Source organism: Pantoea cypripedii, from assembly GCF_011395035.1.
In the GTDB taxonomy this organism is placed as follows: domain Bacteria; phylum Pseudomonadota; class Gammaproteobacteria; order Enterobacterales; family Enterobacteriaceae; genus Pantoea; species Pantoea cypripedii_A.
Genome location: NZ_CP024768.1, coordinates 105,400 through 125,072, shown reverse-complemented (window position 1 = coordinate 125,072; position 19,673 = coordinate 105,400). Strand labels below are relative to the sequence as shown.

The following is a 19,673-nucleotide window of genomic DNA, read 5'->3' as shown; positions in this document are numbered from 1 at the left end:
GTTTTACTCCACAAGATTATGCCTGGCGAATTGGCGTAAAATTTACCAACGTAGGTTGACTTTATTTCATAGGATACGCTTTCGTAAAGCGATAGTAAGCTGATATTCTACCACACTATGAGCAAAACACACTTAACAGAACAGAAGTTTTCCGACTTCGCCCTGCACCCAAAGGTAGTGGAAGCCCTTGATAAAAAAGGCTTTCATAACTGCACGCCCATTCAGGCGCTCGCGTTGCCTCTTACGCTTTCAGGGCGTGACGTCGCGGGTCAGGCGCAAACCGGTACCGGCAAAACGATGGCGTTCCTGACGTCAACGTTTCATCATCTTCTTACTCATCCTGCTGCTGAAGGCCGTCAGGTCAATCAGCCGCGTGCTTTGATCATGGCGCCAACGCGTGAACTCGCAGTGCAGATCCATGCTGATGCAGAACCGCTGGCAGCCGCCACCGGCCTGAAGCTGGGTCTTGCCTATGGTGGCGACGGTTACGATAAACAGCTGAAAGTGCTGGAACAGGGCGTAGATATTCTGGTGGGTACCACCGGACGCCTGATTGATTACGCCAAACAGAACCACATCAACCTGGGCGCGATTCAGGTGGTGGTACTGGATGAAGCCGACCGTATGTTCGATCTCGGTTTTATCAAAGATATCCGCTGGGTGTTCCGCCGTATTCCTCCTGCAACACAGCGTCTGAGCATGCTGTTCTCCGCCACGTTGTCGTACCGTGTGCGCGAACTGGCGTTCGAACATATGAACAACGCTGAATACGTGGAAGTGGAACCGGAGCAGAAAACCGGCCATCGCATCAAAGAAGAGCTTTTCTATCCTTCTAACGAAGAGAAAATGCGTCTGTTGCAGACCCTGCTGGAAGAAGAGTGGCCGGATCGCGCCATCGTCTTCGCCAACACCAAGCATCGTTGTGAAGACATCTGGGGCCACCTGGCTGCCGATGGTCATCGCGTCGGTTTGCTGACCGGTGATGTGGCACAGAAAAAACGTCTGCGCATCCTCGACGATTTCACCAAAGGTGACGTTGATATTCTGGTGGCAACCGACGTTGCTGCGCGTGGTCTGCATATCCCTGCGGTCACCCACGTGTTTAACTATGATTTGCCTGACGATCGTGAAGATTACGTGCACCGTATTGGCCGTACTGGCCGCGCGGGAGCCAGCGGTCACTCCATCAGCCTGGCATGTGAAGAGTACGCACTGAACCTGCCAGCCATTGAGGAGTATATCGGTCACGGTATTCCGGTGAGCAAATACAACAGCGAAGCGCTGCTGAGTGACCTGCCGCCACCGAAACGTTTGACTCGTAACCGCTCTGGCAATGGCCCGCGTCGTGGTGGCAACAATGCCAACCGTCGTAGCGGCGCACCACGTAATAACAACCGTAAACGTTCGGGTTAAGCACACCATGCTAAGCGCATCGTCACTTTATGCTGCGATTGATCTGGGTTCCAACAGCTTTCATATGTTGGTGGTGCGCGAAGTCTCTGGCAGCATTCAGACGGTCGCGCGTATTAAACGCAAAGTGCGCCTGGCTGCCGGTCTGGACAAAGAGAGCCAGCTCTCAGCAGAAGCGATGCAGCGTGGCTGGCAGTGCCTGAAACTTTTCTCCGAACAGCTGCAGGATATTCCTCCTGAACAGATCCGTGTGGTCGCGACTGCCACGCTGCGTCTTGCCGCCAACGCACAGGATTTTCTTGCCACCGCAGAGCAGATTCTTGGTTGCCCGGTCAATGTGATCAGCGGCGAAGAAGAAGCCCGGCTGATTTATCAGGGGGTCGCGCATACCACGGGCGGTTCCGATCAACGTCTGGTGGTGGATATTGGCGGCGGCAGTACCGAACTGGTCACCGGCGTGGGCTCCCATGCCACAACGCTGTTTAGTTTGTCGATGGGCTGCGTAACCTGGCTGGAGCGCTACTTCAGCGATCGTCATCTGGCAAAGGAGAATTTCGCCCAGGCCGAACAGGCTGCCCGCGAAATGATTCGCCCGATCGTCGCTCCCCTGCGGGAAAACGGCTGGCAGATTTGTGTGGGTGCCTCTGGCACCGTGCAGGCGTTGCAGGAAATTATGGTCGCGCAGGGGATGGATGAACGTATCACCCTGAGCAAGCTGCAACAGCTGAAGCAGCGCGCCATTCAATGCGGCAAGCTGGAAGAACTGGAGATTGAAGGGCTGACGCTGGAACGTGCGCTGGTTTTCCCCAGCGGCCTGTCAATTCTGATCGCTATCTTTCAGGAACTCAGTATTGAGAGCATGACGCTGGCCGGTGGCGCACTGCGCGAGGGCCTGGTCTATGGCATGCTTCATCTGCCGATTGATCGTGATATCCGCAGCCGTACCCTGCAAAATGTGCAGCGTCGCTTTGCTATCGATGTTGATCAGGCCGAACGTGTCCGTCAACTGGCCGAAAGCTTTTTTCGTCAGGTGAGTACCAGCTGGAAACTGGATCATCGATGTCGCGATCTTCTTCTCAGCGCCTGCACTATCCATGAAATTGGCCTGAGCGTCGATTTCCGCCAGGCTTCACAGCACGCCGCTTACCTAATTCGCCACCTCGATCTTCCCGGTTTTACCCCCGCACAGAAAAAACTACTGGCCTGCCTGTTGCAGAATCAGAACGGCAGCATCGATCTCGCGCTCCTGACGCAGCAAAACGCCGTGCCACCGCGCCTGGCTGAGCGTCTGTGCCGTCTGTTACGTCTGGCGATTATTTTCTCCAGCCGTCGCCGGGATGACACCTTACCGGCGGTACGTTTGCAGGCGGATGATGACGCGTTGCACCTGACGCTGCCAGCAGGCTGGTTGCAGGCGCATCCGTTAAGAGCGGAATTGCTGGAGCAGGAAAGTCATTATCAGTCGTATGTACATTGGTTATTAACCCTGTCCTGATAGACCCCGTAGCCGCGCGATTTATCGCGCTGCTACGACGTTCCCTTTTTTGCATTCTCCAGCATCGCCCGTAACCCGGCGACACGCGTCTGCCCGGTTTTCATCCGTTCCTCGGCGCTCACCACTTTTTTCTCGCGTTCCCACACCACATCATCCTGCGGCAATTCCAGCAGAAAACGGCTCGGTTCCGGCCGCACCAGCTCGCCATACTGACGTCGCTCACGGCACAACGTAAAGGTCAGCTCCTTCTGCGCACGGGTAATCCCCACGTAGGCCAGACGACGCTCCTCCTCGATATTGTTTTCATCGATGCTGCTCTGATGTGGCAATAAACCTTCTTCCATCCCCACCAGATACACATACGGAAACTCCAGCCCTTTCGAGGCGTGCAGCGTCATCAGCTGTACCTGATCAACGTCTTCGTCACTCTCCCCGCGCTCCATCATGTCGCGCAGGGTAAAGCGTGTGACCACCTGCGCCAGCGTCATTGGCTCGTCCAGCTCGCTTCCTTCCAGCATTTCTGTCATCCACTGGAACAGCATATTGACGTTTTTCATGCGCATTTCAGCCGCTTTCGGGCTGGGTGAGGTTTCAAACAGCCAGCTTTCGTAGTCGATGCCGCGAATCAGGTCGCGAACCGCATTCACCGGCTCGCGCTCCGTCAGCTGAATCACCTCATTCAGCCAGCCGGTAAAACGTTGCAGATGCTCCAGCCCGCGACCGCTCAGGGTTTGCCCCAGCCCCATATCAAAGCTGGCGTTAAACAAGCTCTTGTTACGCAGCGTGGCCCACTCGCCGAGTTTTTGCAGCGTGGCCGGTCCGATCTCACGGCGCGGCGTATTCACGATACGCAGAAAGGCGCTGTCATCTTCGGGGTTGGTCAGCACGCGCAGGTAGGCCAGCAGATCTTTAATCTCCGGTCGGGAGAAGAATGAGGTGCCACCCGAAATCCGATACGGAATACGGTTCTGCATCAGCTGTTTCTCAAATACCCGCGACTGATGGTTGCCGCGGTAGAGAATGGCGTAGTCCTTGTATTGCGTCTTATTGATAAAGTGATGCGCAATCAACTCCCCTGCCACGCGCTCCGCCTCATGATCTTCATTGTTGGCCATCAGCACCTTCAACTCGCTGCCGACACCCAACTCGGAGAACAGGCGTTTCTCAAACACATGCGGATTGTTGGCAATCAGGATATTGGCGGCTTTGAGGATGCGCTGCGAGGAACGGTAGTTCTGCTCCAGCTTTACCACCTCCAGCGCCGGAAAATCTTCTTTCAGCAGCACCAGGTTTTGCGGGCGGGCACCACGCCAGGAATAGATCGACTGATCATCGTCGCCCACCACGGTAAAACGCGCCCGTGCGCCCACCAGCAGCTTAACCAACTCATACTGGCTGGTGTTGGTGTCCTGATATTCATCCACCAGCAGGTAACGAATACGCTGTTGCCAGCGTTCCCGGACGTCCTGATTACGTTTCAGCAGCAGCGTCGGCAGCAGGATCAAATCGTCAAAATCCAGCACGTTGCAGGCTTTCAGATGTTGATCGTACAGCTGGTAGCAATGGGCAAAAATCTGGTCACGCTGTGATTTCGCCAGCCCTGCTGCGCCCTGCGGGTCCACCAGGTCATTTTTCCAGTTGGAAATGGTGGAAATCAGTTGCTGCACCAGCGTCTTGTCTTCTTCCAGCCATTGTTTAGTCAGGTCTTTCAGCAGTGCCAGCTGATCCTGATCGTCGAACAACGAAAAGGTGGATTTCATACCCAGCGCGGCATATTCGCGCTTAATAATTTCCAGCCCCAGGGTATGGAAGGTGGAGATCATCAGGCCACGCGCCTCTTTGCGCCCCAGTGTCTGCGCGACGCGCTCTTTCATCTCGCGCGAGGCCTTGTTGGTAAAAGTCACGGCGGCGATATGGCGTGCCTGATAGCCACACTCGCGGATCAGATGGGCGATTTTATTGGTGATTACACGGGTTTTACCCGAGCCAGCACCGGCCAGCACCAGGCAGGGACCGGTGACAAATTCGACAGCACGTTGTTGGCCGGGGTTTAAACGCATAGCGGAAATTCACTCAGTTAAATCAGAAGGAGGCGGGTATAATGCGCGACGATTATACACAACTGAGACCGAATCATGGCGAAAACTGCGGCGGCTTTACACATCCTGGTGAAGGATGAAGCACAGGCAAAAGCGCTGCTGGCTCAGCTGGAAAAAGGGGCTAACTTCCAGCAGCTGGCAAAAAAACACTCCACCTGTCCCTCCGGACGTAACGGCGGCGATTTGGGCGAGTTTCGCAAAGGCCAGATGGTGCCGGCCTTTGATAAGGCGGTGTTCAGCTGCCCGTTATTGCAACCTTACGGACCGGTGAAAACCGCCTTTGGTTACCACATCATCAAGGTACTGTGGCGTAACTGATCATTTTTTCTGCTTCATCTGCTGCAATACCTTGCTGCACTGATTGCTATCGGTGTCGCTCGGTGAAACCAGCGCCAGCAGTGCCGCAGCCGGTGCCAGCACCGTCCCCAGCGCCACAGCGGCGGCACCACGGGCAATCAGTGGCCCGGCTTTCACCCCGGCGTCAGGGTTTTTAAAGGTGCCACGCACGTAAAGTGGAGAACGCAGCGTAATGATGCGCACGCCTTTGCTCTCCGGATCGATGGTTAAATCGAGGCGCTCATTGGCAAAGTTGGCACTGCCTGACACATTAATCACCGCGTTCTCGGTATCAAACACAAACAGCTGCGGTGTCGCCAGCCCGTTGCGGATCGTGAGATTGGTGGCGGCGCAGTTGATACGCACCTCATCATCGCCAAAAATCTTCCCGACCACATAATTCCCGACATTCAGCCCGGCGATCTCCATCAGGCTGCGGCTGATCAGTCCATCGTTCATCAACAGCTTCAGCTCACCGTTGCTGGTTGCCAGCAAATCAGCCACCGAATTACCGGTGCCACTCAGCGTCGCGTCGCCATTTAACTGGCCCAGGCTTTTCTGCATCGCCTGCACATCAGGGAACAGCTGGCGCAGTTTCAGTTTACGCACATGCAAATCCGCGCGGCCGCGCATCGGTGTCCGGTCGCCTTCGAGATGGATGGTGGAGTTGAGCGTCCCTCCCGCCATGCCAAAACGCAGCGGATCGAGACGTAAATCCCCGTTATTCAGCTGCAAATGGGTATAAAGATCGCTTAACGGCAGCGAATTGCTGTGTTCGATACGTTTGCCGCTGAACTTCACATCGGCGTCCATGGCGTTCCAGCTTTTCGTGGCAAACTTGTCGTGCGGCAGCACACGATCGGCGGGTTGCGTAGAGGCTTCGCCACGCCGCGCTTTCGCCTGCTGAGTTTTCTCGCTGCCCTTACCGGAGTTGACGCCAATCAACGGCCCGAGATCGGCCATGCGCAGCTGATTGGAGGACAGATCGCCGGTCAGCGTCGGACGCGGTTTTTGCTGACGGTAAATCAGCGACCCATGAATATCGCTGTCACCGATATGGCCATTGAAGTTTTCATAGCGGAACAACGGCCCTTTACCATCGTTGAAACGCGCGATCAGGTGCCCATCGGTTTCATACGGCGGCGTATCCGGTAACAACACGCCGGTTAAACCATACAAATTCGCCAGCGTGTCGCCAGCAAAGCGCAGCCGCACATCCAGCCCACCGAGATTGAGCGGATCCTGCAAAGTCCCATCAACGCGTACCCGCGTGGTGCCATTACGCACATCAACCTGCAACGGGAACGGCGTGGTCTGACTGCGCAGCGATAACATGCCACCTATTTTGCCCTCACCATCCAGACGTTGATTGTTGTAGGTGCCGCTGGCTTTCCAGCCGAACACGAAGTCACCCGCCCCCTGCTGCTGATCGTTACCGCCCGCCACCTGCGCGTAAGGCACCGGTTTACCCAGCGGGTTGATGGTGACACTGACATCGGCCTGGTTGATGGCATCGATATAGCGAATCTGGCCCTGATCGAACAGGATATTATCGAGACGGAACGACCATGCCGAAGGCGCAGCATTGGCATCGCTGTTGTTGTGACTTGCGAGGTTGAAAGTCCAGTTGTTGTGTTTGTCGGCGGTTTGCACCAGGCGGGCATCGGGTTGTTGCAGTTTAATCCACGGCAGATACACCTGCTTATGCAGCAACGCCAGCGGCGCTAAGGTCGCTTCTGCCCGCTGCAAATGTACCATGGTGACATCCGCAATCGCCGGAGGATTGCCCAGCATGATGTCGTCCGCATGGACCTGCGGCCACGGCACCCAGCTGCGCCAGCCCGGTTCTGCGCGATTGCGTACCCAGCTGACACCCAAATCGCCGCGAATGGCGAAAGGTCGATTCAGTTCTGCCGAGACTTTCTGGTTGATAGTTGGCTTCAGGCGGTTCCAGTCAAAGGTTGCAATCACAACCACGACCACCACAACCAGCAACAAAAAAATCCCGATAACCCAGCTCAGGACTTTTCCTGTTCGAGACATGCTGCTTCCTCCTTGCCCTTCCACGTCTCATTTAAAGATAGTCGAGACGCTGGGGAACGGCATCAGGGAAGCGCTAAGGCCATGTTTTCCAGCTCGCTAAAGGGAACCGGACGGGAGAAGAAATAGCCTTGTGCGGCCAGCGCTGGCGAGCTGCGCACCTGTTGCCACTCTTCCTCGGTTTCCACCCCTTCGACGATGACACCGTTGCAATAACGATTGATCAGCGCCAGCAACATGGAAAACAACATGCGGCCTTCTTCGGTAGAACGCAGCAGAATAAACAGCTCACGCGACAGCTTGATATAGTCGTAACGCAGTTCAGTCAGTGCTGAAAAGTTCGCCATCCCGGAGCCGAAATCATCCAGCCACAGCGGCCCCAGTTCTGGCATCTGCGCAATCATTTCTTCCTGCGGCAACACATGGTGTTCGGTGAGTTCAAAACGTACCCAGGGCAGTTGGGCAATCAGGCTACGAATCTGCGGATGCTGCTGGATCGCCAGCAACGTCGGACCATCAATATTGACCGATGCCACCAACTGACGCTGACAAAAAAGGACCGACCACTGCATCAACAGTTCAAGCTGTTCCTGCACCACATCAAGACGCTGCGCAATATCCAGCGCGTCAAAATAGATTTCCGGCGAAAGCCTTTTTTCTGGTGCGGATGGGTGCGTCACCGCAGTCAGTAATTCAATAGCCAGCAAGCGGCCTGAGACCTGGTAGATCGGCTGGAAAGTATAGAATCGTTGGCACTGCTGCCAGAAGAGACGCGTTTCCTGTTGTTGCTCCAGTTCAATTGAAGAAGGCAGCCGATGACTTAATTTCTTCATCACCATGGTTTTTTCCTGGTAGGTGGTGAGTGCCTGCAAATAGCATCTCAGCGGCAATTATCGGCTATCACCTGGATAACTTTATCAACCGAGCAGCCACACGAGCTCTTGAGTGTAACAGTGCATGTCGCGCTTAATCGGTAAAACAAACGGCGGTTTGGCCGCTAAATCACTGCCAAAAAGCCACTTTTCAGCCTTAAGTGGAATTAAAACGCCGTTTTGAAAAACATTGACTGCTGCCATACCAGACGCGAGACTAGAGGCAGAATTCACTACAGGCCGAAGACCATGACGCAGAAGAAAATCGCCATCATTGGCGAATGCATGATTGAGCTGTCCGAAAAAGGTGAGAACATCAAACGCGGTTTTGGCGGCGATACGCTGAATACCGCGGTATATCTGGCGCGCCAGTCTGATACTGAGCAGCTGCGCGTTGATTACGTTACCGCACTCGGCACCGACAGCTTCAGTGACCAGATGATTGCCACCTGGCAGCAGGAACAGGTACAGACCGATTTAATCCAGCGCCTCGACAATAAAATGCCCGGCCTGTACTTCATCGAAACCGATGAACACGGCGAACGTACCTTCTGGTACTGGCGCAGCGATGCTGCCGCACGTTACTGGCTCGATAGTCCGCAATCTGACGCGATTTGCCAGCAACTGGCGGATTACGATTATCTCTACCTGAGCGGTATCAGTCTGGCGATTTTGCCCGCAGCCAGCCGTGAGAAGCTGATGACGTTGCTCAGCGCCTGTCGCCGTAACGGTGGCACCGTGATTTTTGATAATAACTACCGTCCGCGCCTGTGGGCAGACAAGGCCAGCGCACAGCAAGCCTACGCCGCGATGTTGCAAAACACCGATATCGCCTTTCTGACGCTGGATGACGAGCATCTGCTGTGGGGCGAGCAGCCGCTGGAATCGGTCATTGCCCGTACACGCGCGGCAGGAGTCGCGGAAATCGTCATCAAACGCGGGGCGGAATCCTGCCTGGTGGCGGTGGGTGATGCGCCGCTGGTTGATGTGCCCGCCATCAAGCTGGCGAAAGAAAAAGTGATCGATACCACTGCCGCCGGAGATTCATTTAGTGCAGGCTATCTGGCGCTGCGCTTGCAGGGTGCCGATCCGGCTGCCGCTGCTGCACGCGGTCATCTCACCGCCAGCACGGTGATTCAGCATCGTGGCGCGATTATCCCGCTGGATGCCATGCCACAGTAATCGGCTAACGCCCTGCCAGCCAGGGCGTTTTTTCGCCAGCCAATCATTACCCCGGCTAACGATCCCGCCATGATAATTTGCCTTAGCACAACACTTCCCACTAAAAACCCCTCTTATTGCCAGAGCCGATCCAAAACCGGTCCAGAACGGGTATTCGCACTTTAACCTGACTTAAGATCTAATTTTAAATTCAATAGGTTATGGCAACAAAAATGTGCGCCAGGTATTGTCCGAATCTCGTCTGAACGCAGGTTTTCGGCTGGACGATTGTCGCAAAAAAGACCATGTTTTAATCAACAACAGCAGGAAGCTGTTGATCCGGCCGCGACAACAAGAAAGACAACATAACTCGCTCAGGACTGATTTATGCACACAGAAATTATCAATATCTGGCCGCACGGTGATGCTCCGGGTGCCAGTGACTCACGCGCACAACCGCAAATTGTCGATCTCGCCAAAGAGTATGAACCCTATGATCGTGCCGCCACGGGCGTGCGCTGCCCGGAAATGGCGATCTGGCATCCACAGGATTCCAACGGCATCACGCTGCTGGTCGCGCCTGGTGGTGGTTATCAGCGGGTGCTTATCGATCGTGAAGGCAGCGCGCTGGCCACCTTCTTCACCGCGATGGGATACACGCTGGCAGTGATGACCTACCGTCTGCCGTATGACGGCCATCATGAAGGACCAGACGCTCCGCTGGCAGATGCGCAGCGAGCGGTGCGGGTGCTACGCGATCGGGCGCAGCGCGGGATGAACGGTAAATATATTGTGATGATGGGCTTCTCCGCAGGTGGGCATGTCGCTGCCAGCCTGGGCACGCGATTCGCCGAGAAGATCTATCCGGTCCAGGATCAGGCTGACAGCTTTTCTCCACGGCCCGACGCGATGGTGCTGATTTACCCGGTGATCAGCATGCGTGATGGCCTGGCGCACGAAAGTTCGCGCACCCGCCTGCTGGGTGCCTGGCCGGATCAGAAAACGATTGAGGCTTATTCGCTGGAAACCCGGGTGCACAGCCAGACGCCACCGACGTTGCTGGTCCACGCGGCAGACGATGAGACGGTATCGGTCAATAACAGCATGGTGTTCTTTAGCGCACTGCGGGAAAACCAGGTACCGGCAGAAATTCACTTCTATCAAAAAGGCGGCCACGGATTTGGCATCCGTGGCGTCGCCGATTTGCCGTTAGCCAGCTGGCCAATGCTGGTGACCGAGTGGCTACGGGCCAAAACCTGAGACTTATGACGACGGTGGAGCCAGCTCGCTACCGCTGGCATTGCCGTCGTTTTTGCCATCATCCGGTGTGGCTGGCGTCACAGGGGTCGCTGGCGGGGCCATCACTTTATCCCAGCCTTCCTGCAACATCTTCACATTCGTTTCCGCTTCACCTTCCGGCTGAATCAGCACCATGGTCAGTTCCTGCGTCAGTTGCTGGCGCAATTCCTGATTGAGCTGGTCGCGGGTTAAACTGCCGAGAAATGCCTGACGCAGCTTCTGATATTGCTCTGGCGCGATATCGACCACCGCATTCTGCTGCGAGCGCAGGCGCTGCCCCATCAGAATATCCGTGTCAGTACGCGCATAGGTTGCGAACAGTTTGTTCAGCTCCAGCAGCTTCTGCGCCATCAGCGCATCAAACTCGTCCTGCGGTAAACCCTTATCACGCACTGCCGCCAGTTCTTTCGCCACCAGATTCATATTCTGCTGTAGCGAGGCGTTAGGGCTATCCATATTGATGGCACACTGCGCACGCTGATACAGCACACGACAATCGAAGCCCACCTGCACGCTTTGCGCTTTGCTATCGCCCAGCGCACGCTGCACATGCCAGAACAACGCTTCGCGTGCCAGGTCACTCTGCCAGTAATGTTCCAGGTTTTGCGAATCACGAATCGGCTGCCACGCGGTATCCCATACCAGCGACAGTCGATCCTGATTCATCGCGCCGTTCACCAGGTTCACCGGCTGATGCGGCAGCGGCGACAGCGTCGGCATCGCCGCCGGTGACAGCCGTTTGCCCTGTAACGCCGAGAACGCTTTATTAATCTGCTCCGCCAGGCTGCGGCTATCGACATTGCCGACGACATACAGCGTCATGGCATCAGGCGTGTACCACTGTTGATAGAAACTTTTCAGCTGCGCAATATCCACCGGCGCACGCGGCTGCTGGCCGGGGTCGTGCGCCAGCAGCGCAGAACCTTTCAGGCGGTAGCGCCACCAGACATCCTGGGTATTGGGTGGCCAGGTGGCGATGGGATCGGACGCGCTCAGCGCGCTTGCCACCACCTGTTCATTCAGCGTCATTTTGCCTGCAGTTGCCGACAGCCAGCTCAGCGCTTCTTTCAGCAGTTCCGGCCGGTTATTGGGCAGGCTCAGATTGTATTGGGTGAAATCATACGACGAAATCGCCGGTGGTAAGGGACGATGAGGATCCATCGCCTGCTGCCACAGCGCACGTTGCTGATTGGTGTCGAGCGCGGCGTTATGCACCAACGCCAGACGCGGTAACAAATGGCTGAAACCGGTTTGCTGTGCACTCTCCACCAGCGAACCGGTATTAACGATCAGGCGTAGCTCAATACGGTCGCTGGGACGCTGCGGCGTAGTCAGCAGCTGCCAGCTAAAACCATTGTCCAGTTTGCCTTCCTGCCAGGCGGGATCAGGCTGGAGCGTTTCGGCGTGGACGCTGAAACCGGATGCCGCCAGCAGCCATCCGCCAACCAAAAGCCGAATTCTGGTGCCCTGCATGTGAACCCCTATCAAACAGATCAACACTCGTTATCACGGCACGTTTGGTCGCGCGAAGGGCGACCAGTGCGGCAGTTTGCCGCCACGTTTATTCTTCAACTGACTCTTTGACCACAAGATGGCCAGGAAGTCGCGCAACGAGGTGAAAAACCGGGAAAAAAATCAATGGGGTTTATTATGCAAATGCCCGCTGTGAGGGCAAGTCACAGCGGGCATTTCCCGGCAAATTAACGCAATTGCTGCTTTACAGTGAAGATTCTGGTGCGTTTTTTACCTTTTTCGCTGAAGAAAGCGTCTCCTGCAATTGCTGCTCATCCAGCTGGCCGACCCACTTCGCGACCACCACCGTCGCCACACCGTTACCGACGAGGTTAGTCAATGCACGCGCTTCGGACATAAAACGGTCAATGCCCAGAATCAGCGCCAGACCCGCCACCGGCAGATGCCCTACCGCCGACAAGGTCGCAGCCAACACGATAAAGCCACTGCCGGTCACACCCGCTGCGCCCTTCGATGACAACAGCAGCACCACCAGAAGAGTGACTTGATGGAAGACGTCCATATGGGCGTTGGTCGCCTGAGCGATAAACACCGCGGCCATCGTCAGATAAATAGAGGTGCCGTCAAGGTTAAACGAGTAACCCGTTGGGATCACCAGCCCCACCACCGATTTCTTACACCCGAGGCGTTCCATCTTATCCAGCATACGCGGCAGCGCGGATTCTGAGGAGGAGGTGCCCAGCACGATCAGCAACTCTTCTTTGATGTAAGCCACGAATTTAAAGATGTTGAAACCGGCAACGCGGGCAATCAGCCCCAGCACCACCACCACGAACAAAATACAGGTGATATAGAAACAAATAATCAGCTGGCCGAGCTGCACCAGCGAGCCGACCCCGTATTTCCCGATGGTGAAAGCCATGGCACCGAAAGCACCAATCGGAGCCAGACGCATAATCATATTGATGATGCCAAAGATGGTTTTAGAGAAGCTTTCGATCACGTTAAAAATCAGCGTGCCTTTATCACCGAGGCGATGCAGAGCAAAACCGAATAAAATCGCGAACAACAGCACCTGCAGGATGTTGCCGCTGGCAAAGGCACCGATCACACTGTTCGGGATCACATCCAGCAGGAAGGCAACCACGCCCTGCTGTTCCGCCTGCTGGGCATAAACCGCCACTGCTTTGGCATCCAGCGTGGCAGGGTCAATGTTCATTCCCGCGCCCGGCTGAATCACGTTGACCACAATCAGGCCGATAATCAGCGCGATGGTGCTGACAATTTCAAAATAGAGCAGCGCAACCGCGCCAGTCCGCCCAACTGCTTTCATGCTCTCCATGCCGGCAATACCGGTCACCACCGTACAGAAAATCACGGGGGCGATGATCATCTTGATCAACTTAACAAAGCCATCCCCGAGCGGCTTCATCTGCGCGCCTAACTCAGGATAAAAATGGCCTAACAGAACGCCGATGCCAATGGCAACCAGCACCTGAAAATAGAGGCTTTTAAACAGCGAGGTTTTCATAACAGGTGTCCAGTGAAGACGGATTTCACCGTCATTTATGTAATGTATTGATGGAGCGATGTCGTGCTGCCACAGGATCATCGGAGAAGACCCTGCCGACCTCAGGGAAAATAACATCCGGTTAACAGGATTAATATAGGGTTACATTCCTTACAAAAGTTACAAAACTCTAACTATGAACTGAAACGCTTCAGCAAACCAGAGTTGTGCTATTTCGCAAGGAAAATCAATCAATCAGGTGATTATTCGGTGGGTGATAACTTGTCAAGCCAGCGTTGATTAAAGACATGCAGCGGCAGCGCCTCGGCGTAGAGATAGCCCTGACCAATGGTGATGCCGCGTGCCAGCAGCCAGTCACGTTGTTCAGCGGTTTCCACCCCTTCGGCAATCACATCCAGATGGATAATATCCGCGATAGCGGCCACGATGCGTACCATGGTGTCATCATCCGGCAGAACGGCAACAAAGCTGCGATCCATCTTTAACTTATTCACCGGCAACGCTTTGAACTGATGCAGATAGTTGAGGTTGGAATAGCCCATCCCGAAATCATCCAGTGCGACGGCCACACCGGTCTGCTGGAGCATCCGCAGCAACGCCATCGCCTGCTCTGCATCGCCAATCTGAGCGGTTTCGGTAATCTCCAGCACAAAGTTGCCCGGCGTAATACGATGGCGCGCCAGCAGCCCTTGCAAATGACTGACCACGCTGGGGTCGCGCAGCTGCACCGCCGAGATATTGACGCTGAGCGGGATATTAATGCCCTGCTTTTGCCACGCGGCGATAATGCGGCAGGATTCTTCAAACACCCAGCGGCCAATTGAGGCAATTACACCAATTTCTTCAGCGCTGGCGATAAACTCTTCCGATAACCCCCAGCTGCCATCAGGCTGACGCATGCGCAACAGCGCTTCTGCTCCGGCCAGCTCCCCGGTCGCCATATTGATTTGCGGCTGCAGATACAGCGCAAACTCTTCATCCTGCAACCCCTGCAAAATGTCATGCTCCTGGGTTAAGCGCTTCTGCGCCCGCTCGGTCAGCGCCGGGTCGAAGAACAGGATCTGGTTTTTCCCCTGGTGACGCGCCGACATCATCGCCGAAGTGGCGCGATCAAGTTGTTCACTGGCGGTAATGGGGGAGTCGTCATGTAACGCGAGGCCAATGCTGGCGTTAGGCCGCAGCTGCAATTGTTGCAGGTTGACCGGCTGGTTGATGCGCATCATCAGATTGCGTGCCAGCCGCATCGATCGAAAGGGGTTGTGCGCACGCTTCATCAGCAACGCGAAGTCGCTGGGTCCGGTTTGTGCCAGCAGCGTATGGTCATCGATAGTGCTGCGAATTTTCTCCACCAGCGTCAGCATCAGGGTGTCGCGCTGGTCATCGCTCAACACCCCGTTCGCGTCCTGCAAGGTTTCGATGCGGATCACCATCACCCCCCAGGGATTATGACGATGCGGGTGGCTGAGATGCTGATCGAGCAGGGCCAGAAACAACGCGCGGTTCGGCAAATCGGTGACGGCAAAATGCGTGGTCAGTCGGCTCATTTCATCGTGAATCGACTCCAGTACCTGCTGGTTACGATTATAACTGCGGATCAACATACCAATTTCGTCGTCGCGGTGATTGTTGGGCAGCGTCAGCTTATGCGTCAGGATTGACTGCGGCGGTAGCTCCTGCAAATCACGCGAAATATTGCGTAGCGGATGCACCACCAGCCGGTTGATACACCAGCTGATGGATACTGACAAAATCAGCGCCAGCAGCAGATAGGTGGTGATCATCGTCGCCAGGGTACTGAGGATGAACTGATAGACCCGGGATGAATCAGCCTGTAATACCAGGTAGGCAATCGGCTTCGGTAGCCCGGTACGTTCTACCGAATAAAGTGGCAGCGTAATTTGTACCGGTAACTCAAATAAACGCGCCACCAGTCGCGGTATCGGTTTCTCAACTTCAAAATCCGCGTGCAGCGCCTGAAACGCATTGGGCAGCACCACATCGGCGCGTGACAGAATGCCTGCCGGTTTCAGGGTATTAAGAATGCGTTCGGCCTGGGGAATATCGGCTTTTAACACCGCTTCGGACAGCGGCTGGCGCACGGTATGCGCCACGTTCTCCATCTGCTGGGCGTAGTCAATCCTGCGCTGCTGCACAAAATGAAATAGCTGGATGACGATAAAAATACAGATGGTAACCAACGCCACGGTGGAGACTGTGGCCATCTGCTTAATCGTTAAGGAACGACTGACGCGCAACAAAATCTCTCCTGGCAACTCTTAGCCGTGTTATCAGACAGGAAAATGCGCAGCAAGTATATCCCAGATCACGGTTTTTTTTCGCCGGGAGAAAGTCGCAAAATCGGCGGGAGAAGGGATAAAAGACATTATTCGGATTAATGAACGCACCGCTACAACAATGCGCAATAAATTGCGCCGCTACGGTAGGTGCAATCATTGGTAGCGGCGCGATTTATCGCGCGTTTTTAGCGTGAATTGCTATTGTGGATAAGCCACCCAATCGCCGCCATTAAGGCGAATCCAGGGTTTGCCCTGATACATCATCACCACCGCATTATCGTTTTCCGAGACCACCGGCGTTTGCGGCAGATTATCGGTCAGCGCTGACATATTCACATTCGGCGCATTAAATACCTGGCCATCCACCACGCGGGAAATAATCTCTGAAAGTGCCAGCATGCTGGTTGGCGTATTGATGGTCAGGGGCTGGCCCTGATGCGGTGCCTTCATCCCGACAAAACTGATCCCCACCGGCACATGGGTAATTGACGGGCTGGGGATATCACGCAAACCGGACATCTGCATCTTATCGCCCTGCAACGCAGCACCATGCTCTGGCACCACCAGCACCATCACGCGCCGCCCGGATTTCTCCAGATTGGTCAGGAAGGTATCCAGCTGATCAAACAACACTTTGGCACGCGGTTGCCAGGGCGCAGTGCGGGTGCTGCCCAGTTCGCGTGTGCCGTCATGCAGCGGGATCAGGTTATAGAAGGTGGCGCTGCGCGCATCGTTACTCTTGCTGCGTTCATCCAGCCAGCGCTGCATCAGTTGGCCATCGTTAAACACCGTCGAGCCATCAAACGAGGTCAACTCTGGCGCGATACCATTTTGCGACATCAGCGGAGCCTGCATATCGCCATAATCACGCAACTCTTTCAGATAGTTACCGAACACGCCGGTATGGTCCATCATCAGTTCCTGTTTGAAACCGAGTTTGGCCAGGTTATCAAACAGGTAACAACGCTGATCGGTGGCCTTGTACAGATTGCTGTGCGAGGCCTGTCCGCAGCTGGCGCGCAGCAAACGAATCCCCGCCGGGCCGCTATAGCCGGTGGCCGAGTTGTAATTATCCAGCATGATGTCGAAGTGGTGCCACAGCGGATGATTGCGCAGCTGAGCCACATCCAGATCGGACCACGACAACGAACAAATGTTGATCACCAGAATATCGAACGGCTGTGAATCCGCAGGCAGGCTGTCCGGGAAATGGGTGACGCGCTGGCGTTCGCTGTCGTAAAAACGGTTGAGCCAGGCGGTCAGATTGGCACTGGTCGGCGGCGCAGATTGATCGAGTGCATCCGGCGTTTTACCCGCCACGGCGGGCTGATCATTCAGCACCACCTCTGGCGTGGCGGCTTTACCGGGCAGCAGAGTGAAAGAGGGACCGGCAATGTTGACGACATTCAGCCCAATCAGCGCCACCGACACCAGCACCGTGATGCGGATCCATTGTGCGACAAACAGATACAGCACCAGCAGCACAAAGGCTGCGCCAATCATCTCCCAGTTGATAAAACGGTCAAGCAGATCCAGCAGGTAGGCAGTGGAGAAACCCGCCACCTGATCGCCCTGGCTGAGAATCGAGTTCAGACCCGGCAGCCAGGTATCGTGCCAGAACAGACCAAAGCCTATCGGCAGTGATACCCAGTTCCGCAGCCGGTGCCAGCGCAGCGATGGCAGCGGAAACAGCAGCCACGCGAGAAACACCAGGTTGCTCAGCGCATGAAAGTTCAGGTAGCCATACCACAGCAGGCCAAACTTAAGCAGAAAATAGAAATTCCAGCCGCCGAGTCCACGCCACCAGCCGCTTGCCAAAGATTTTTTATCGCTCATTACGGTTTGGTATCCGTTTTGGTTGTATTCCGTTGCCAGACACCTTCCGACTTCAGCGCACGAGCGGGCAGCAGGCGCATCAGCAAGCTATTACTGCTGCGCGGTAGCCAGCGGACCAACAGGGATTTAAGAAATAACAGAATCACTAACAGCAGGATGATGACCTGTACCCAGTCCATAAGTGTCATCAGCGCGGTACTCCGTCAATGTTCAGGGTAATCGGCTGGGGAACCTGCGCCGCGCGCGGATGAGGCGCAGAGGGGGACGGCTCCGGGTTAATCGCCACCGGCACGGCTGGCAGATCATGCTGCGTCACCGGCGTCAGCTGGCTCATTTTATGTACTTCCGACACAATCTGGTTGTCCTCAAACCACACCATACGGTTGCTGAACAACTCGTCATGGGGCAGCGAAAAAATAGATTTCAACGCAATATCCAAATCGTTAAAACGACAGGAGGAAAGGAACAGGTAGATACGGTCATCACGCTGTGTCACCAGGTCGCCAAAACGACGGGGCTTACACAGGGTCAGCACCTGTTCCGGTTTCAGCTGGGGTACCGGACGTAGCGCCACCATCAATCCTTTATCGTTTTCTGGCAGCAGCGTATTTTTCATCAGCTTTTGCACCGCGCGGCAAAACCCCTCCAGCGGCAGATAACCGCGTTGCTGTAACGGCTGCAACGCCTGCATCAACGCCGGGAGGTCCGCCGGTACATGGCGGGTAAACTGCTGGCCCTGAATCCCTTCCAGCGTGGTCAGAAAACGCGACAGGGTTGCCGCTGTCGGCACAATGGCATTGATACCGCACGCCAGCAGCAGGCGTTCGTCGCTGTAGCGCAGGCTGGTATTCATCTCCCGCACCACAATTTTCAGTGCGTTACCGCGCGAGCGACGCAAACTATGGACCATTTTTGCCAGGGTATTGATGTCGTGGTTATTGGCGAGGCTGAAGATCACCGTGGCCGCGTTGGCCTGCTGCGCGCGGGTATACACCCCATCATTATTGCTAAACAATCGCCACTGCGCGGACAGTGGTGGCGCTCCTTCCAGCACGCTTTCCTCAGCGAGAAATTGATTCTCATCATTGAGGCTGAGCGGAATATTTTGTTCTGCCTCGCTGGCAGCGATAAATTGTTGATCGAGGAAATTGAGCCGGATAGCGCGGTCGGCCAACAAACGATCGGCGGAATACCACCAGTTAATTCGATATTGCCAGCTATCCTGTTCATACTCTAAATGCGCGACACCATCAACCTGGCGAAAATAACGCTGCAAATGATTGCGCAGGTTAATTATTGATGTACCAGAAGTTATTACCAGCAACGTCATTTGTTTTTCCATTAACAGCCGACGCATTCGTTTCAGCCAGAGGGTCAACTCATCCGGTGATAATTTTTCCCACTGCGCGGTATTACTAAAAAACAGCAGCAGCCCATTTTTTCTATTCAACACGCGCGCAAAATCATTAACCAATTGTAACAGGCTGGATTTATTCGACGGCAGCGAAAATAACGGAATGCGTGCCGGTCCGCTTAACGGTTCCGGGGTCAGCAACGCAGCCGGTTTTTCACCCGCGCTTATCAGGGTGACCGCCTGCTGATGACTAACTACCTGACGCAGCAACGATCGCGCATCCTCTGGCCTTTGGCAGGTTATCCAGTAAAGCCCTGGCGTTTGCAGCGTAATTAATTCCTGCTGAACCTGTTGCAGGCCGAGCGCATAGAGATTTTTCATATTAGATTCGCGATCTGAACAATCCAGGCTAGTTTATTATAGACGGCAGCGATTGGAACTGTTGAAATAAAAAATAAGCGCACTAACTC

General features: G+C 55.0%; 15 protein-coding genes. 5 read left to right on the top strand and 10 right to left on the bottom strand.

Going from position 1 to position 19,673, the window contains the following annotated elements; genetic code table 11:
- Positions 1–117 precede the first annotated feature (117 nt).
- Positions 118–1,413: an ATP-dependent RNA helicase RhlB gene (gene rhlB, locus CUN67_RS00550; protein WP_084871699.1), complete on the top strand. Its 1,296-nt coding sequence runs from the start codon at positions 118–120 to the stop codon at positions 1,411–1,413.
- Positions 1,414–1,420: 7 nt separating this feature from the next.
- Positions 1,421–2,905, top strand: coding sequence for a guanosine-5'-triphosphate,3'-diphosphate diphosphatase (gppA, locus tag CUN67_RS00545; RefSeq protein ID WP_208713563.1), 1,485 nt, complete (start codon positions 1,421–1,423; stop codon positions 2,903–2,905).
- A 32-nt stretch (positions 2,906–2,937) separates the two neighbouring features.
- Here the strand turns inward: gppA and rep are convergent, their stop codons facing one another.
- The gene (rep, locus tag CUN67_RS00540; protein WP_208713562.1) at positions 2,938–4,965 is read right to left on the bottom strand and encodes a DNA helicase Rep; all 2,028 of its coding nucleotides are present in this window, start codon (positions 4,963–4,965) and stop codon (positions 2,938–2,940) included.
- Between the two features lie 75 nt (positions 4,966–5,040).
- Here rep and ppiC point away from each other — a divergent pair, with 75 nt between their 5' ends.
- Positions 5,041–5,322, top strand: a complete 282-nt coding sequence (ppiC, locus tag CUN67_RS00535) for a peptidylprolyl isomerase PpiC (protein WP_084871696.1) — start codon at positions 5,041–5,043, stop codon at positions 5,320–5,322.
- Here the strand turns inward: ppiC and CUN67_RS00530 are convergent, their stop codons facing one another.
- The 3 genes from CUN67_RS00530 to CUN67_RS00520 all read right to left on the bottom strand — a co-directional run bounded on the left by CUN67_RS00530 (position 5,323) and on the right by CUN67_RS00520 (position 8,456).
- Complete coding sequence (locus CUN67_RS00530; RefSeq protein ID WP_208713561.1) at positions 5,323–7,383, bottom strand: AsmA family protein; 2,061 nt, start codon at positions 7,381–7,383, stop codon at positions 5,323–5,325.
- Positions 7,384–7,445: 62 nt separating this feature from the next.
- Positions 7,446–8,219 carry a cyclic-guanylate-specific phosphodiesterase gene (gene pdeH, locus CUN67_RS00525; protein ID WP_208713560.1) on the bottom strand — a complete coding sequence of 258 codons (774 nt, stop codon included), beginning with the start codon at positions 8,217–8,219 and terminating at the stop codon, positions 7,446–7,448.
- A gap of 78 nt (positions 8,220–8,297) precedes the next feature.
- Positions 8,298–8,456, bottom strand: coding sequence for a hypothetical protein (locus CUN67_RS00520; RefSeq protein WP_208713559.1), 159 nt, complete (start codon positions 8,454–8,456; stop codon positions 8,298–8,300).
- Between the two features lie 45 nt (positions 8,457–8,501).
- Between CUN67_RS00520 and CUN67_RS00515 the strand changes: the two genes are divergently transcribed.
- Complete coding sequence (locus tag CUN67_RS00515; RefSeq protein WP_208713558.1) at positions 8,502–9,434, top strand: sugar kinase; 933 nt, start codon at positions 8,502–8,504, stop codon at positions 9,432–9,434.
- Between the two features lie 366 nt (positions 9,435–9,800).
- Positions 9,801–10,673, top strand: coding sequence for an alpha/beta hydrolase (locus tag CUN67_RS00510; RefSeq protein ID WP_208713557.1), 873 nt, complete (start codon positions 9,801–9,803; stop codon positions 10,671–10,673).
- Positions 10,674–10,676: 3 nt separating this feature from the next.
- Here the strand turns inward: CUN67_RS00510 and CUN67_RS00505 are convergent, their stop codons facing one another.
- The 6 genes from CUN67_RS00505 to bcsE all read right to left on the bottom strand — a co-directional run bounded on the left by CUN67_RS00505 (position 10,677) and on the right by bcsE (position 19,584).
- Positions 10,677–12,185 carry a M16 family metallopeptidase gene (locus CUN67_RS00505; RefSeq protein ID WP_208713556.1) on the bottom strand — a complete coding sequence of 503 codons (1,509 nt, stop codon included), beginning with the start codon at positions 12,183–12,185 and terminating at the stop codon, positions 10,677–10,679.
- A gap of 244 nt (positions 12,186–12,429) precedes the next feature.
- Entirely contained in the window at positions 12,430–13,716 is a 1,287-nt protein-coding gene (locus tag CUN67_RS00500) for a dicarboxylate/amino acid:cation symporter (RefSeq protein WP_208713555.1), read from the bottom strand.
- 242 nt (positions 13,717–13,958) lie between these two features.
- Positions 13,959–15,971 (bottom strand): biofilm formation regulator HmsP, encoded by a 2,013-nt coding sequence (gene hmsP / locus CUN67_RS00495; protein WP_208717042.1) that lies wholly within the window; start codon positions 15,969–15,971, stop codon positions 13,959–13,961.
- A 240-nt stretch (positions 15,972–16,211) separates the two neighbouring features.
- Entirely contained in the window at positions 16,212–17,849 is a 1,638-nt protein-coding gene (bcsG, locus tag CUN67_RS00490; protein WP_208713554.1) for a cellulose biosynthesis protein BcsG, read from the bottom strand.
- A complete protein-coding gene (gene bcsF, locus CUN67_RS00485) occupies positions 17,849–18,037 on the bottom strand; it encodes a cellulose biosynthesis protein BcsF (protein WP_208713553.1) in 189 nt (62 codons plus the stop codon). Before bcsF ends, bcsG begins: the two co-directional genes overlap by 1 nt.
- Complete coding sequence (bcsE, locus tag CUN67_RS00480) at positions 18,037–19,584, bottom strand: cellulose biosynthesis protein BcsE (RefSeq protein ID WP_208713552.1); 1,548 nt, start codon at positions 19,582–19,584, stop codon at positions 18,037–18,039. Before bcsE ends, bcsF begins: the two co-directional genes overlap by 1 nt.
- Positions 19,585–19,673: the final 89 nt, after the last annotated feature.